The sequence below is a fragment of the Faecalicatena contorta genome (genome assembly GCF_003149105.1).
Lineage (GTDB): Bacteria > Bacillota > Clostridia > Lachnospirales > Lachnospiraceae > Muricomes > Muricomes contortus_C.
In genome coordinates, this window is record NZ_QGDS01000001.1 from 540,991 (window position 1) to 557,722 (window position 16,732).

At 42.5% G+C, this 16,732-nt stretch carries 17 protein-coding genes; 1 reads left to right on the top strand and 16 read right to left on the bottom strand.

Going from position 1 to position 16,732, the window contains the following annotated elements; translation table 11 throughout:
• Nucleotides 1-2: 2 nt before the first annotated feature.
• The 3 genes from A8805_RS02590 to A8805_RS02600 form a co-directional block, all read right to left on the bottom strand.
• Nucleotides 3-536 carry a cell division protein SepF gene (locus tag A8805_RS02590; protein WP_109708635.1) on the bottom strand — a complete coding sequence of 178 codons (534 nt, stop codon included), beginning with the start codon at nt 534-536 and terminating at the stop codon, nt 3-5.
• Between the two features lie 77 nt (nt 537-613).
• Nucleotides 614-1,306 carry a YggS family pyridoxal phosphate-dependent enzyme gene (locus A8805_RS02595; protein ID WP_109708636.1) on the bottom strand — a complete coding sequence of 231 codons (693 nt, stop codon included), beginning with the start codon at nt 1,304-1,306 and terminating at the stop codon, nt 614-616.
• Between the two features lie 172 nt (nt 1,307-1,478).
• Nucleotides 1,479-2,858 carry an HlyD family efflux transporter periplasmic adaptor subunit gene (locus tag A8805_RS02600; RefSeq protein ID WP_181392715.1) on the bottom strand — a complete coding sequence of 460 codons (1,380 nt, stop codon included), beginning with the start codon at nt 2,856-2,858 and terminating at the stop codon, nt 1,479-1,481.
• A 138-nt stretch (nt 2,859-2,996) separates the two neighbouring features.
• Between A8805_RS02600 and A8805_RS02605 the strand changes: the two genes are divergently transcribed.
• Entirely contained in the window at nt 2,997-3,200 is a 204-nt protein-coding gene (locus A8805_RS02605) for a DUF378 domain-containing protein (protein WP_109708638.1), read from the top strand.
• A gap of 105 nt (nt 3,201-3,305) precedes the next feature.
• On the opposite strand, the gene A8805_RS02610 is transcribed toward A8805_RS02605, so the two are convergent.
• The 13 genes from A8805_RS02610 to A8805_RS02670 all read right to left on the bottom strand — a co-directional run bounded on the left by A8805_RS02610 (nt 3,306) and on the right by A8805_RS02670 (nt 16,716).
• Nucleotides 3,306-4,274, bottom strand: a complete 969-nt coding sequence (locus A8805_RS02610) for a D-alanyl-D-alanine carboxypeptidase family protein (RefSeq protein ID WP_330405697.1) — start codon at nt 4,272-4,274, stop codon at nt 3,306-3,308.
• The gene (locus tag A8805_RS02615) at nt 4,258-4,653 is read right to left on the bottom strand and encodes a methylglyoxal synthase (RefSeq protein WP_109708639.1); all 396 of its coding nucleotides are present in this window, start codon (nt 4,651-4,653) and stop codon (nt 4,258-4,260) included. The genes A8805_RS02610 and A8805_RS02615 overlap by 17 nt, the downstream gene beginning before the upstream one ends.
• A gap of 15 nt (nt 4,654-4,668) precedes the next feature.
• The gene (locus A8805_RS02620; protein ID WP_330405698.1) at nt 4,669-5,799 is read right to left on the bottom strand and encodes an FtsW/RodA/SpoVE family cell cycle protein; all 1,131 of its coding nucleotides are present in this window, start codon (nt 5,797-5,799) and stop codon (nt 4,669-4,671) included.
• On the bottom strand, nt 5,796-6,005 hold the full coding sequence (locus A8805_RS02625; RefSeq protein ID WP_109708640.1) for a cell division topological specificity factor MinE: 210 nt from the start codon (nt 6,003-6,005) through the stop codon (nt 5,796-5,798). The genes A8805_RS02620 and A8805_RS02625 overlap by 4 nt, the downstream gene beginning before the upstream one ends.
• Nucleotides 6,006-6,017: 12 nt before the next feature.
• Entirely contained in the window at nt 6,018-6,809 is a 792-nt protein-coding gene (gene minD / locus A8805_RS02630; protein ID WP_109708641.1) for a septum site-determining protein MinD, read from the bottom strand.
• A gap of 90 nt (nt 6,810-6,899) precedes the next feature.
• Entirely contained in the window at nt 6,900-7,544 is a 645-nt protein-coding gene (minC, locus tag A8805_RS02635) for a septum site-determining protein MinC (protein WP_109708805.1), read from the bottom strand.
• A gap of 148 nt (nt 7,545-7,692) precedes the next feature.
• Entirely contained in the window at nt 7,693-10,560 is a 2,868-nt protein-coding gene (locus A8805_RS02640) for a penicillin-binding transpeptidase domain-containing protein (RefSeq protein ID WP_109708642.1), read from the bottom strand.
• The gene (gene mreD, locus A8805_RS02645; RefSeq protein ID WP_109708643.1) at nt 10,553-11,086 is read right to left on the bottom strand and encodes a rod shape-determining protein MreD; all 534 of its coding nucleotides are present in this window, start codon (nt 11,084-11,086) and stop codon (nt 10,553-10,555) included. The genes A8805_RS02640 and mreD overlap by 8 nt, the downstream gene beginning before the upstream one ends.
• Before the next feature lie 14 nt (nt 11,087-11,100).
• Nucleotides 11,101-11,961, bottom strand: coding sequence for a rod shape-determining protein MreC (mreC, locus tag A8805_RS02650; protein ID WP_109708644.1), 861 nt, complete (start codon nt 11,959-11,961; stop codon nt 11,101-11,103).
• A 1-nt stretch (nt 11,962) separates the two neighbouring features.
• Nucleotides 11,963-12,985 carry a rod shape-determining protein gene (locus A8805_RS02655; RefSeq protein ID WP_109708645.1) on the bottom strand — a complete coding sequence of 341 codons (1,023 nt, stop codon included), beginning with the start codon at nt 12,983-12,985 and terminating at the stop codon, nt 11,963-11,965.
• 14 nt (nt 12,986-12,999) lie between these two features.
• The gene (radC, locus tag A8805_RS02660; RefSeq protein WP_109708646.1) at nt 13,000-13,695 is read right to left on the bottom strand and encodes a RadC family protein; all 696 of its coding nucleotides are present in this window, start codon (nt 13,693-13,695) and stop codon (nt 13,000-13,002) included.
• A gap of 185 nt (nt 13,696-13,880) precedes the next feature.
• Nucleotides 13,881-15,503: an NAD(P)/FAD-dependent oxidoreductase gene (locus tag A8805_RS02665; protein ID WP_109708647.1), complete on the bottom strand. Its 1,623-nt coding sequence runs from the start codon at nt 15,501-15,503 to the stop codon at nt 13,881-13,883.
• Complete coding sequence (locus tag A8805_RS02670) at nt 15,496-16,716, bottom strand: NAD(P)/FAD-dependent oxidoreductase (protein WP_109708648.1); 1,221 nt, start codon at nt 16,714-16,716, stop codon at nt 15,496-15,498. The genes A8805_RS02665 and A8805_RS02670 overlap by 8 nt, the downstream gene beginning before the upstream one ends.
• Nucleotides 16,717-16,732 lie beyond the last annotated feature (16 nt).

A 16,732-nucleotide genomic window follows, 5' to 3' on the forward strand; every position in this document is an offset into this window, starting at 1 on the left:
ACTTAATATCTGCCTCTTACATTAGCTGTTTCCATGGATCCTCCCAGCAAATCCTGCAAATCACCGGAGATATCCACGTTCGTCGGGGTCACAAGGAAGATGTAGTTGGATATCTTCTGAAGATTGCCGTTAATTGCAAATGTAGCACCAGAAATAAAATCAATGATGCGCTGAGCTATCTCTAAATCCATACCTTCCAAATTCAAAATGACTGTACGTCCTGCCAGCAGTGTTTCCGTAATCTCCCTTGAATCGTCTACAGATGCAGGCTTCACTACACAGACTTCCATACCGGCATTTCTTCTGGATGCGGGCTGGCGCATCGGTGTTACCTTATTGCCTGCCGGTGCAAGCTTTCTCTCTTCTTGAATATCAAAATCGTCGTATTCCTCTCTGCTACTCTTCTTCCCAAAGAGAGAACGACGCGGTTTTTCATCAAATTCGTCGTTATCAAATTCATCATCATAGAAATCGTCGTCATCGTATTCGTCGTCGTTCAATTTCATGATGTCCAAAAATTTATCAAACACACCCATGTTTACACTCCTATCTTATGCTCTCCTGATGCATAAATATATTTTGAAAGCACCTTTCTGTTCCAGAGCCTTACCCCTTAAACGGCATAATTCCTGGCACCAAAGATTCCTGTCCCTACACGAACCATTGTTGCTCCTTCTTCAATTGCAACCTCGTAATCATTGGTCATCCCCATTGAAAGTATGCTCACATTAATATTATCAATGTTTTTCTCCTTAATGTCAACAGATAATTTCTGTAAATTCGAGAAAACCGGGCGATTATCTTCGGGATTTTCAACAAAAGGAGCAATTGTCATGAGACCGCACACTTTAATATGCTCAAATACAGATATCTTTTCAATAAACGGAATGACTTCATCAACTTTAAGACCAAACTTACTCTCCTCTTCCGCCACATTCACTTCCACCAGTATTTTCGCCACGCAATTCTTCTTTGCAGCTTCCCTTTCAATCGTCTCCGCCAGCTTTAAAGAGTCTACAGAATGAATTAACGCAGCTTTATCAATGATATACTTTACTTTATTCGTCTGGAGATGTCCAATCAGGTGCCAGCAGATATCTTTGGGAAGTGCCTCATATTTACCAGTAAACTCCTGTACTTTGTTTTCTCCGAAGACCCTGACCCCAAGACCATAGGCTTCTTCGAGAACAGGTACGGGATTTGTCTTACTGACTGCAATCAGCGTCACCTCTTCCCTCTTTCTGCCAGCCCTTTCACAGGCAGATTGTATCTTCTGTTCCACCTCTTCCAACTGCTCTTTTAACATCGCTTCTACTCCTTCCTTGCTTATGCACCTTAGGCTTGGTCTTATCAAGCCTTAGTTGCAAAGTACATCCTGTCGACTTAGGCGGGGTCCTTTCACGCCTTAGTGACATGGATGTTTCGTTGCTTATGCACCTTAGCTTGGTCTTATCTCTTATCAAGCCTAAGTACCCTGATCAGAAGACAACCTCATCTTCCTTGACAGAACCGCCTTCCTGCACAATATGGTCATAATTATACAAGCCGTAAGGTTCCCCTTCCTGCACAATATAGTATTCATCGCTTTCGGCAAGAATCGTAACCTGCCTGAACACAGCATATCCTTTGTTAATATTATAAACACCTTTCAAAGTCTTTGTCTCAGATAATGTTAATGTTTCAGAAGACTCCGGCTTCACAAGCACTGTACCCTTTTTCAACTGGGAGGGACTTAAATATACCTTGTTGTCCTCTGTTAACTTATAAATATTTACAGAAGAAAATGCAGCCGTACCACCTTTTCCCCGCACCATAACTCCCGAAGATGAACTGTTGCCACCGGAAGTCATATATTCCCGGGGCACCTCGTAAAATTCTTTTTCTGTCACACTGCTCTTTGGAATCTTCAAGCCTCTCTCATCTTCCAAAATCAATTCCACATTCAAAAATCTTTCATCTGCGTAACGGACCATAGAGTTCTCATAATCCAGCTTCCCGTAATATTCCCCGCCTCTTTTTAAAATAGAAAAATCAGCCCATATTGATTCACTGTCTTTATCAATCCGGGTTTTCACATAGCTCAGGTCAGATAACTGCTTTGCCATATCCTCGTCCAATTCCAGCAGAACAGACCAATTCTCATTTGTCACAAGTTTGTAAGCCGGTTCACCTTTTTTGATACTCATATTATCTTCCATACTGGATTTTTTGTATTTCCCTTTATCAAAATCTTTTTTTTGGAAAGATTCTGCTGTCAGGGCTTCATATCCATCAAGACTTAATGCAAAAATGCCATCTACGGGGGTTTTATAGACTTGTACATCCCCGCCGGTCTTTGCAATTACCGCTTCCATCTGGGCAGTTTTAGTCTGGTTAGATGCAAGCAAAAAAGTATTTGTTATTTCATTTTTTAAAGAATACACGGATGAAAACTTCTGTGGATTAAAATTCTCATTAAAATTCTGTGTTTTAACTACCAGTGCATTTTGTTCTTCTGTACTTAAATCAACCGGATTCTCCTCTGATTCATTATCATAGGATAACTTCTGCGAGGAGACTGCATATACATTGGCGCCGGATTTTATTTTACTGCTCTCATTTTGATAATAATTGATATATCCTGACTCTTCTGCATTTACTACGGTCTCTTCTCTGATAACAAGCCCGTTATAAGAATTATCTTTAAGAATGCTGCCTTCACGAACCTCATATACCGATACTTTTTTCGTTGTGGCATACATAATAATTGTTACGATAAGATAAATGAATACAATGGCAAAAATGAAAATACCTATATTCATTTCACGCTTTGTTTTATACTTTTTTATACTAATAGAATTATTTCTTTTGGATGACAAACTATCCGCCTCCTTATTTTCATGCCTTAGTGACATGGATGTTTCATTTATAACTTTAACAGTATAACATTTTTAAATGTATATTTCCAGTTTTTGTGGCAATAATAAAAGCATTGATATTGAAAAGGAGGAAATAATATGAAGTGGTTTGATAACACTGCTCTGACAATTATAATTATTGGAGCGGTCAACTGGCTTCTGGTTGGCATTTTTCGATTCGATTTAGTAGCCTTTCTCTTTGGAAATTTAAGCTGGCTTTCCAGAATTATTTATACGCTTGTCGGCCTTTGCGGCCTCTATCTAATCAGCCTGTTTGGAAGAATTAACAGTATGTCAGAGTAAATTTGCGGACAAAAGACGCTTAACAAAATGAGGGGCGTAATGTCCTGCCGCTTCTTGGCAGGATATTACGCCTTTCATTTATCTGGAGAAGCTTATATCTCCTTTTTATCCTGCAGGTGTGCTGGAAATTCCAGCCCCCAGCATAGCAGTCATATCGCTGTACAGGGTCACTTTATCCTCAGCACCCATCACAATAGATATGTAAGGATTATTTTGCAGGTCCTGGCTATATAAAATAACACAGGAACCGGCTTCATCCGTTGTTCCGGTTTTACCGCCGAATACATTTACATCAGAGGGCGCATCTGCCAAACCTTGTGAATAATAGTTTGTAGGGTACCATTCCCTGGTCCGGACAGTTCCGTCCGCCGATGTAATTGTTCCCGTGTAGGATTTCATAGATATGATATCCATAAAGCGCTGGTCCTTTGCACATGCATTGAACATCAGATATAAGTCATATGCGGTTGTATAATGCTCATCATCATGCAGTCCATGGGGATTGACAAAATGAGTATTTGTCGCACCCAGAGAAGTTGCCGCTTCATTCATCATACCGGCAAATGCTTCCACACTTCCGGCCAGATGCTCTGCAATTGCCACTGCACTGTCATTACCTGAATAAATAACAAGACCGCAGAGCAAATCATAAAGTTTCAGTGTATCTCCCGTCTCCAGGCCGCATACCTGCTCATCGTAGGAAAACTGAGTCGCATTCGGACTCACCGTCACCATATCATCCAAATTGCCATATTTTAATACAAGATACGCCGTCATGATTTTTGTTGTGCTTGCCGGGAACAGCTTTTCGTGTATCCTGTCTGCAAACAGAACTTTCTCATTTTTCAAATCAAAGAGCCCCGCAGCATGAAGACTGTCATCGGTTACATACCCATTCAAAGGCACATCTGTATCTGTCACACATAAGTCTGCTGCAAACATTTTACCTTTATATAGGGATTTATCATAATTCTGCTGCTCATATTGAGCTGCCGCAGAGGACGGAGCAGCGCACCCTCCCAGCAGCAGCGCCGCACATGCGGCAGCAGTGATTCTTTTACTTATACATTTCACGCCAGTCAAGATCTCCTCTATCCAGTGCTAAAATCAAGGCTTCCGCTGTTGCAATATTGGTTGCCATGGGAATATTGTAAATGTCACACAGCTTTACAATATCATTGACATCCGGTTCATGGGAACGCGGAGTCAGGGGGTCACGGAAAAATATCAACAAATCCATGTTATTGTGCTCAATCTGGGAGCCAATCTGCTGCTGTCCCCCCAAATGTCCCGCAAGATATTTGTGAATGCTTAAATTTGTTACGCTCTCTACCAGAATTCCGGTAGTCTCTGTGGCAAATAGATGATGCTTACTGAGAATCCCCCTATAAGCAATACAGAAATTCTGCATCAGTTTCTTTTTTGCATCATGTGCTACTAGTCCTATGTTCATATATGCTATTCTCCTCTACTGATATTTATTAGGCTGCAAGCCGACATTCAGCACAAAACCAATCCCCATATAGAAGCACACAATGGAAGTCAGTCCGGAACTTACAAAGGGGAGTGAAATCCCTGTATTTGGAAAAATCTGTGTTGCCACACTGATATTGATAAAAGTCTGTACTCCTATCAGTGCGGCCACTCCTCCGCAGATGAGCTTTCCTCCGGTGTCTTTAGCTTTAACCCCAATTAAAATACACTCTATTACTATTAATAATAGCAAAATTATAACAACACAACAACCCACAAATCCTAATTCTTCACCAATAATTGCAAAAATAAAGTCTGTTTGAGGCTCTGAAATGAAATTTCCGTTTTTTACGGAGGTTGTTGTATTATTGTTATAGCCTTTTCCTGTCAGCATTCCGGAGCCAATTGCCATCACAGAATTAATCTGCTGGTATGCCTCATCCGTTGCATACTTTTCAGGTTCCAGCCAGGCCAGGATACGTTTTTGCTGATACCCCTTCAAAAAAGGCTGGTTTGGCTGGACCACCACTGCCAAAAACAGTGCCGATACAGGAATTACAATCGCAAGCACCGTTCCTATAAACTTATAGCTTAGTCCGCCCAAATATAACATGATACAAAACAATGCTGCCAGACAAATTGTATTAGAAAGGTTCGGCTGCTTGTAAATCAGAATCAGTGAAGGCAAAATAAGTGCAGCCGCCTGTATAATCGTTTTTTTATTGTTCACTTCCTGTTCCCGCTCCATTAGAAATTTTGCAAAAAACAGGATTGTGATAAGCTTCGTCAAATCAGAAGGCTGAAACTGGACAAAGCCAAGATCAAGCCATCTGGTAGCTCCATTAATATTTTCACCAAAAAACAGAACTGCCAGCAACAAGACAATATTAATTCCGTACAGAGGCCAATACCAGTTCAGTACCCACTTGTAATCGATCATGGAAATCACAAGCATGGCGATGGCTCCAAACACAACACCTGCAATCTGTTTTCCCTGCACAGAGGCCTGTGCACTTCCCACTACAAAAATTCCAATAATAGAAATCGCAGTCACAAGTGCAACCAGGCCGAATTTATAATCTTTTAAATGATATCTTTGCCTAATATTCAGAAAATGAAGTTTCAATAGTCCTCTCCTGTAATCTTAATATGTATATCTGTACGTGTTATCTGAATGTGAAAGTCATCGGGTTTAATCTCCATATACTTTGATATCGTATGGTAGATATCTGAAGAAAATTTTTCCGCCGTTTCGGGTGTGCACTGCATTCTGTCTGCCAACAGCAGAGTTTTCAGTCTCTCTTTTGCAACGTGAACAGATGGTACACTCATAATATTTCCCTCCTAATTTCTTTTAAACAGGCTGGAAAATTTTGCAAGAATTCCTTCCGTTTTGCCAAAATCCATAATGGGAATTTCTTCTCCCAGGATACGCTTGCAGATGTTGGAATAAGCATGTCCAGATATACAATCTGCATTTACAATTGGTTCACCCTGATTTGTTGCAATAACAACATGCTCATCATCGGGAATCACACCCAGCAGGTGAACTGCTAAAATCTCTGTTACATCTTCCACGGACATCATATCTCCCCGCTTTACCATATCTATTCGAAGACGGTTGACAATCAAATCGTTCTTTTTAATTCCATGTACTTCCAAAAGACCAATGATACGGTCTGCATCCCGGATAGCTGATACCTCCGGTGTAGTAACAATAATTGCCCTGTCAGCCCCCGCTATGGCATTTTCAAACCCTTGCTCAATACCGGCGGGACAGTCCAGAAGTATGTAATCAAATTCACCTTTCAAATCTGCAATCAGTTTGCGCATTTGCTCTGGTGAAACCGCAGTCTTGTCCTTTGTCTGGGCAGACGGAAGCAGATATAATTCTGGGAAACGCTTGTCCCTGATCAAAGCCTGCTTCAGCCTGCAGCTTCCTTCTATTACATCAACCAGATTATAGACAATCCTGTTTTCCAGCCCCATAACCACATCCAGATTCCTAAGTCCCAAATCCGTGTCTATGACAATGACTTTCTTTCCAAGCTGTGATAAACCGATTCCTATATTCGCCGTCGTAGTCGTCTTTCCGACCCCGCCTTTTCCTGATGTAATAACAATGACTTCTCCCATGTTTTCTTCCTCCTACAACTTCTTATTTCTGTCATATTCCAGATATTCCATAGTGCAGCCCCAAAGGCCGGCGCTGTGTAAAAAAGATATTTAGTCCACGAGCGGATCCACATAAATCCGGCGTCCGTCAACTACTGCTATCTTAGGGCCTTTGATACCGGAGCTTTCCTGATAGATAACCTGACGTTTTGCTTCAATATCGCCAATTCGAAGTTGCTTAGGCTGCATGGACAGAGCAGTGACAAACGCATCTCTGTTTCCCGCCGCTCCTGCATGGACCGAGCCATACAAAGAACCAACAATGACAACATTTCCTTTGGCAATTACTTTAGCACCCAGCTCCACATCACCAAGTATGATGATGCTTGAGTCGGATTCCAGCACCTGTCTTTTTCTTAAAGTACCCCTGTAGAACTGCCCTTCCTTTTTTTGAATATTGGTGAGCGCATTCTCTACAATACTTTTGTATATCATTTCATTGGTTTCATCCCGGTCAATAATGCAGACAATATCAATCTCTGTAATTTCAGAAATCAATTCCAGGATTTCCTTTTCCTGTTCATTCGATAGCTGCCTGCCCAAAAACGTGACTGCCATTTTAGCTCCCTCAAAGAACTTTGCAGAATCTCTGAATTTAGACGCTACACTTTCCAGCAGAACATCAAATGGGACCTCCGGATCTAGGTGAACCTCAATCCCGTATTTGCAGCTTTTAATTGTTACCAGCTTGTCCATGTTATCTTCCACATCCTTTTTGCGTAATGTAAATGAAGCTTTTCCGCGAAACAATGAAGTTCTTTTCGCTAAGCTCGTGAAATGCCTCGCTAATCTCAAAGAACGACCTGCGTGCTAGGCTCGAAAATACCTCGCCAATCACTATCGGTCAGTCCCCTGTAATGGCAGTTCCGAGTTCTGCGGCAGAACCAGTGATTAACTCGTTCTTATCGGCAAGCTTAAAGTTTGCCTTAACAATATCTCTACCTATTTCCGCAGCATAGGATGAACTGTAACCATTTGCGATACGCACTGCAATCGCAATCTCCGGTGATTCAGCCGGAGCAAATCCTACAAACAGACCATGGTCGGGATGTAAAGCACTCTGCTGTGCTGTACCTGTTTTTCCTGCCATGGAAATCTCCAGGCCGGAAAAGATGGTTGAATTATAGCCAATCACAGCCTCCATACCCTGATGTACCAGGTTCCATGTGTTGCTGCTCACATCTGTAATCTCGCGGGCAACAACCGGCTCATACTGCTTAATAATCTTCCCGTTTACATCTGTAGTTTTCCCCAGTAAGGTCAGGTTGTAAACTGTTCCTTTATTTGCCACTGTCGCAACATATCTGTTGAGCTGGCTGACCGTATAATTATTTGTACCTTGTCCAATTGCAGAAAGTACAGAATATTCATCGGAAATCTGGGGTTCTGACTCCGGAATTTCCAGGCCTGACTTTTCACCAAGGCCAAATTCCTCGGCATACTTTGCCAATGCTTCCACTCCTTTATCACTGTCATAATTTCCTTCTGAATCCATCCCCAGGTCATACCCCACTTCATAAAAGAAATTGTTGCATGAAACCTCCAGTGCACCTACCACATTCAGAGAACCATGGTAACCAGGATAAATCCAGCACCTGGGACTTGGAGTCACCTTATCAAATTCACCGGTACAAGTGAGGTAAGTCTCTCCTCCAATAATACCCTCTGTAAGTCCTGCCACAGAAGACAGCATCTTGTAGGTAGAACCTGGTGCAGTACGCTCCTGTGTGGCGTTATTGTAAAACGGGCGGGAAAGCCCGGTTACAAGCTGATTATAATATTGGGAGTCCATTGTGTTGGCCAGCCGGTTATTATCATATCCGGGATAAGACACACATGCCAGCACCTCCCCTGTATCCGGATCACTGACTACCGCAGAGCCTGTACAAGGTTCTAATGCAAGCTGCCCGGGTGTGATCTCCAGATTCTGAATCTTCTGGTACAGCCATGTATAAGAATCTAAACCTCCGCTGACCAGCCCATTATATGTCTCCTCATCCATGGGCAGGACACCCTGCTCATATACCATGGCGCAAATCTGTCCGCCACTGATACTACCTGATTTTATAAGATATTTGTAGAGAAGTTTGTCGAAATTCACATCTGAATTCAAATAATCTTCCAAAAATGATAAAATCCCCTGATAAATTTCTGCTGAATCCGAATATTTCTCTGCAGACACGTAATCCGACAGTTTGGAAGTGTCTATCCAGTTCTGTGAAATTGCATAATTCAAGTACTGGTTCAGGCTGATTGTCTCGTCCGTTGTCCATTGCTTATAGATATCGTCACTGGCATTTATCTCATTTTTCATCAGAATCCCCGTATCTGTCTGGAGAACATTGATAGAGATATAATCCATATAAGCCTTCATATCATCGGGTAAATCCCGGTAAGCCGCAGCACCGCTGTTCTTCATCTCATTGATGATACTCTGGACCTCCTGAACTTTATTATTCTGGAAAATGGCATATACCTGCTTTTCCACCGGTTTGGCACTATCTGCTCCGAAGTGTGTCTCATCTATAATTTCATTTCCAATAAACGCATTGTAGGCATCATCCACTGGAATAATAATCTCCTTAGAATCGGAAGTTGTGCTTGGATCATAATTCATCACATTTCTAAGCTTGCTCAGAACAATACTTGCCAGTTTTTCCTCAATCAACTGATACGTCTGCTCCTGCAGTTCTTTATCAATGGTCAGATAAACGTCATTTCCAGCCTCAGGCTCCTTGTTGCTGACCGTATCGGTTACCTTTCCAACACTATCCACATAAAGCTCTGTTTCCCCTTTTGTCCCCTGTAATACCTCATCCATCGTCTTCTCAAGACCTGACTTTCCGATGATATCAGTTTTTGAATATGTCTTTTTCTGGTCTTTGTCCAAGGCATCATATTCTTCCTGAGATATCTTCCCAGTGTAACCAATAATAGAGGCAAAATATTTGCTGTCCGCATAACGCCTCATAGAATCCTCTGCAATATCTACTCCGTCCAGCTTGTCCAAATTCTCCATAATTGCAGCCACAGTCTCATCGCTGACATCCTTTGCCAGGGTAGTGGGGATGTATTTCTGGAAACTGTTCAAATTAACCGCATAACGTAAGTTTACCATTTTTAGAATGTAATTCTTGTCTAGTTTTTTTACGTCCAGGCCATAACCGTATGCATCATCTGTACATAAATAATTGATGATGTCCTCTGCCGATGCATTTTGTTGGCTTTTATCAAGCTCATCGATTGTTTTAAATCCGTACACATCCGCAATAAAACGCAGCCTCAATGTCTTATTTGTCTGGGAGAACTCATAATTCCCGGCGGAATCCAGTACAATACCGAAATCACTGATGACCGAATCCCCATTGGCTTCCACTATGGCAATCACCTTGTCCAAAATTCCGTTCAAAATCTCATTCTTTTCTTTTCTCGTGTTAGCTACAATATTATCCTCTATAGTTACAGAATACGCCAGCTCGTTGTAAGCCAGCAATTTTCCGTTTCTGTCATAAATATTGCCTCTGGTTCCGGCTATTTCGCGGGTCTTCCTAATCTGAAGCTTGTAGTTGTCCAGATAATCCTGTCCCTTCACAATCTGCAAATAAAATACGCGGTTAATCAATACTGCAAATAAGATGCAGAATGCCAGAATTAAAACAAACAGCCGCGATTTTACAATTCGGTAAATGGCATCTTTTATACGCTCAAACAAATTTACTTGCACTCCTTTTTTCTTCTGCTTCCAATTTACGGTTAAAATATAAAATCAACGGGTATATTCCCAGGGCAACTACAATAGTATATATGAGCTCAGGTATAATATTATGACTGAGATAATATATAAAGTGGAACTCACTGCGCAGCATAAACATCAAAAGATAAATCACCAGGCCATAGAGAAATTCACTTGCTGCAATCAATGCCAGAGGCAGTTTAATATCTTCATCATAATATACCTGCTGGAACAGCCCGTTGATAAAGCCTATGAGCAAATAAATCAGGGCATAAAACCCTAAAATATTTCCAAACTGTATATCCATCAGCAGTCCGGAGAAAAAACCCACAAACATTCCTTCTTTTGAGCTCCTCATAAAACCAAAGGCTGCGGTAATAATAAGCATAAGATTAGGTTTAATAGAAGCTAAAGCCAGGTGGGGAAACAAGGTACACTGCAAAAGATAACATACAATGAGAATAACTGCTGTCACAACAATTCTTTTAGCCTTCATCATTTTCATCTGCTATTTCCTCCCTAATCTTTACCGGTTAAGTCCGCTTTGGTAGTCGTAATGATAAGGACCTCCTGAAGATTTTTAAAATCCACCACCGGAGTAATATAACCGGAACGGGTAAGGTTATTAGAATCCACAGTAATCTCACTAATATAACCAAGCAAAATTCCCTGTAAGTATTTGTCACTGATATGAGAAGTTACAATCTGGTCTCCTACCTGAACTTTATTCTCATTGTTCTCCATCTGCTCAAAATGGATTTTCCCATCATTAATCAGAGTCAAATCTCCCCTTACCATACACTTATCAGAGGTAGACAGAACCATACCGCTGACATTACTGGAATCATCAATGATAGAGCGTACCGTAGACCATGTAGGGCCTGTTTTCGTGACAATTCCTACCAGACCGCTTCCAGCCATCACATTCATATCCACCTTTATGCCGTCTTTGCTTCCCTTGTCAATCGTAAAGGTACTAAACCAGTTGCCGGAATCTTTTCCAATAACATGAGCACCTGTCTTCTCATAGTCTGCATAGTTCTGGTCCAATTTATATAAATCCTGCAGTCTTTCCAATTCATATTTTTCTTCCTGCAAATTATTATTCTCTGTTATAAGCTCATCTACTTTCTTCTGGAGACGGTCATTTTCCTTTTTCATATCCTGAAGTGTATCAAAATTATCACTGATATCTCCCAGCCAGATTCCAATCTGGTTGATACCCTTCTGCATAGGAATCACAGTCACGCCTGCAACGCCTTTAAACGGACCTGCTGCCTTATCAGAAAACGCGGACAGAACCATCAGCAGAATGCAGAACAGGGAAAGCCCTGCCAGCCAGTATTTATTTGATGATGAGGTTTGATTTTTCTTTTTCATATTATCTCAGCCACCTGTAATCTTCGTCTAACATAGAATATGTCAGCTTCCTATAATCTTTATTTAATATAATCTTTTTCAATCCCGTCACTGCACAAAGTTCAGGCGTCTGTGCAGTTGTCACCTTGAGTCCGGTGCTCTCTTCGAGATATGTAGACAGACCCTTCAAATTCGCCAGCCCGCCTGTTAAAAAGATTCCGCTTTGCTCAATCCCTCTGCGTACATCCGGAGGAGTTCTGTCTATCATAGATTTGATGGCACGGACACACTCTGCCAAAGGCTCCTTCATAGCTGCCCTCACAATACCAATGGGGATACTGTCCTGCTGAGGCACACCTGTAATCAGATTCCTTCCCGCAACACTCAAGGAAGTGTCAGCATCCTGCTCAAATACACCAAATGTCTTTCTAAGTGTCTCCGCCGTAACCCGGCCTATTAAAAAGTCCCGGCTATGGCGGACCCTGTTTGCAACTGCAGTATCAAAATGGACTCCTCCGATTTTTATAAGCCGGTTTAAAACCATCCCTCCTGATGCCAGCACGGACAACTCAGTGGTCTCTCCCCCAAAATTGGCCACGAAGATTCCTTTTTCATTCCAGATGTCGACTCCCATCCCTACTGCATCTGCAATCCCCCGCTCTACAATACGGACTGATTTTGCTTTCGCTGTAGAATGAAATACCAAATCATAAAATGCCCGCTTTTCCACTTCTGTCACATCTGTGGGAACGGCAATTACATATTCGGCCCCCCGGGAAACCTGTTTTTTCATTTTCAGCAGGTTCTGCAGCAGATACTGCATATCATCAAAATGTGCAATTACCCCGTTCTGCATGGGAAAGACAACCTGTATGTTGACCGGTGTCTTCTCAAACATTGAATAAGCCTCGTCGCCTATGGAAAAAATGTACTTTTTGTCCTGCATTGCAATTACATTTTTTGCCTTCCATACCTGGTCTTTTTTCTTGTCATATAATTTTATCTCATACGTTCCTAAATCAAGTCCGTATACATTTCTGGCCATACCTGAATTTTCTCCTATATAAGTCCCTTTTCCCGCATACTGATATAACAGTTATTCCCAATAATGATGTGGTCCAACAGTTCCACACCGATTAACTGCCCTGCATCGCGGATTCTCTTCGTAATGAGAATATCCTCTCTGCTGGGAGCCGGATCACCGCTTGGGTGATTATGAAGCAGTATAATGGATACCGCATTCTTCTGTAATGCTTCCACAAACAGCTCACGAGGTGAAATAACCGTAGAATTGATGGTTCCCTTTGAAATATCAGTTTCCCCAATTAAACGTGTTTTTGTATTGAGAAGCAAAAGCTTCATAGATTCCTGGCTGCTGTGCCGCATATCTTCCATATAATATTTGGCAATGGAAGCAGGCGTTGTAAAACTTAACCCCTGATATGCAGAAGCTTTGGAAAGTCTCTTTGACAATTCCGATAAACATAAAATCTGAACCGCCTTGACCATTCCGATTCCTTTAATCTGAAGCAGCTGCTCCAAAGTCCATTTGTGAATATTGAGAATGCCTTCCTGGGAGAAAACCGGGTGCAAAAGTTTTTCGGCCAATTGCAGGGAATTCTCACCCCTGGTCCCTGTACGCAACAAAACAGCCAGTAATTCAATATTCGTTAAATTACTCGCTCCGAATCTCGCACATTTCTCATAAGGGCGTTCTTCTTCCAACATCTCTTTCATTGTAGCATTTTTGTTCATATGGATTATATCCAACTGCAAATGTCACGACGGCTTAATCCGCTCAGCGGCTCAAACCCTCACGGCTAATTTTAGCATAAATTAAATTTCATGTACAGGTCCTGCATTCTTAATTTTTTATGAACAGTTCAGCCTTGTAAATTTTCAATGATGTATGCCGGAGAAAGCTTGCTCTCATATATATACTATGAAACTGTGTAAGATGACGGAGTATATTTTTTTATGATAGCTTCCGCGGTTTTCATTCCATCCATGGCAGCTGAGGTAATTCCGCCTGCATACCCTGCACCTTCTCCGCATGGATATATGCCGGATGCCTCACTTTCAAATTCTTCATTTCTAATGATTCTTACTGGGGAAGAGGTACGGCTTTCCACCCCGGACAAAAGAGCATCCTCTCTGGCAAAGCCATGAATCTTATGCTCCATCAAATGAATGGCCTCCTCCAGGGAATCTCCCAGCTCTTTGGGGAAAATATTCCTTACATTTGCCAGGGCATATGCTCCTTTTATCTGAGGCATTACATTTCTCAGCGTCTTTGTAGGCCGGTTTTCCTGAAAATCCGCAAAGCACTGTACCGGTACTTTTCCGCCCCCTTCTGCATATGCCTGCTCCTCCAGCATACGCTGGAACTCAACTCCTGCAAGGGGATGCGTGCCCTTGTAATCTTTTGGCGTCACTGTGACAATGACTGCACTGTTGGCATTCACGCCGTCTCTTTGATGATAACTCATTCCATTAACTGCAAGTCTCTCTTCCTCGGAGGAGGCATTCACCACATATCCGCCCGGACACATGCAGAACGTATACGCACCCCGTCCATTCTCTAACCGGGCAGTCAGTTTATAGGATGCAACAGGAAGCCCGTCGTATGACTCCCTCTGGCCATACTGGTTCTGCGTAATCATGGACTGGGGATGCTCAATTCTGACTCCCACCGCAAAAGATTTTGACTCTATGGGGATTTCTCTGTCATAAAGCATTTGGAATGTATCCCTTGCACTGTGGCCTATTGCAAACACACATAAGTCCGTGTCTATCTTTTCCCTGTCATTGATAATAACCCGCCCAAGACTTCTGCTCCCTCCTGACATGGTATTTTCCAGCTCTATATCCGTCACCTGGCTATGAAAACAAAATGTCCCCCCCATATTCTGAATACTCCGCCGCATATTGCGAACCACATCAATCAGGATATCCGTCCCGATATGAGGCTTCTGCTCATATAAAATACTTGGAGGTGCACCGTGTTCTACAAAAGTCTGCAACACAAAACGGTTCCGCCCCTTTGCATCTTTTACAAGTGTATTTAATTTACCGTCTGAAAAGGTTCCGGCTCCTCCTTCTCCGAACTGCACATTAGAAGAGAGGTTCAAATTTCCCTCTTCCCAAAACTTCTCCACATCTAAGATACGCTCTTCTACAGGGCCGCCCCGTTCCATAATTATCGGACAGTACCCAGATTTTGCAAGTAAGTAGGCACAAAACAAACCTGCCGGACCACTGCCCGCAATCACCGGACGGTGCAGCAAAGCAGTATTGCCTGGTGCCGGAAGCTGATAGGAAACATTATTAACTTTCTGTGCCTTCCCTTTTAGTTTTCTAAGTACCTGACTCTCCTGTCTGACTTTTACATCTATAGTGTAAGAAAAAAAGAGAACCGGCTTTTTCCGGGCATCGATGGACTGTTTTTGAATCTCATAATCCAGCAAATCAGCCGGGTCTATATGCAGATATTTACAAATCTTGTCCCGGAGTTCCTCATTGCTATGCCCGGGATATAAAATCAATTGACTGATTCTAAGCACCGGCAGCCTCCTTCCCGGCTGTGTAGCCGCTGGACCATGCCCACTGCAGGTTATAACCCCCGCAGATGCCGTCCACATCCAAAATCTCTCCTGCAAAATAAAGTCCGGGGACCAAAAGGGACTCCAGTGTATCGGGGCAGACTTCTTTTGTATCGATTCCTCCCCTGCACACCTGTGCCTGCTCAAAGGAATTGGTTCCGGTAATCTCAGTGGAGAAGTTCTGTATAAGATGAGCCAGCCGCTCTATTTCTTCGTCCGAATAGTCTTCCATAACTTTGGTTCTTTCAAAATGAGCCAGTTTAACCCATAAATCAGACAATTTTTTATGAAACAGCCCTGTCAAAAACTCCTCTGTTGTTTTCCGGGGACGTGTTTCTACACGGTTTTTGAGGAAAGCAAGGAACTGTTCTTCTGTAAAATCAGGCATAAAATTTAGGACTGCAGTGACCTGTCTATTCTCATACAACCCGATGGCTGCATACCGGCTTATCTGAAATACGGGAATTCCCGATATCCCATAGTTTGTAAGCTGTATTTCACCCTGATCTTTTGCCTGGCATTTCCCATCCACGTAAAGAGATACACGCCCTTCCACCCGGATGCCTGCTATTCCTTTATAAAAGTTTTCCTTACATTTGAGCTGAACAAGAGAGGGAAGGACTGGTATCATCCGGTGTCCCAGCTTTTGCGCCAGCAAATAGCCGGAGCCATCTGAGCCGGAAACCGGAGCTGCCTTGGAACCTGCCGCAAGGATAACCTTTTCAGCGGAGAACTCTCCTGCTTCTGTATCAATCACAAACCCACCCTCTGAGGAGCGGATAGCCTTACATTTGGCATCTGTTTTAACCTGGATTCCAAGTCTTTTTACTTCCATGCGAAGTACATCCAAAACAGCAGATGCCTGGTCGGACTGAGGATACAAGTAGCCATTTCTGTTTTTGGAATATATCCCCAGCTTCAGAAAAAATGCAACGGTTTGCTGGACACCAAACTTTTTAATAATCCCCCATGGAAAGAGTGTGTTTTCGGAATGGTAGAAAATTGGTTCCTGATTCATATTTGTAAAGTTACATCTTCCGTTTCCGGTAGAAAGAAGCTTTTTGCCAACCCGGTCCTTGTGCTCAAAAATACACACCTGTACTCCTTCCTGTGCAGCCGCAACAGCTGCCATCAAACCGGATGCACCGCCTCCGATTACAGCAATTTTATTCATTTTCACACCTCCTCGA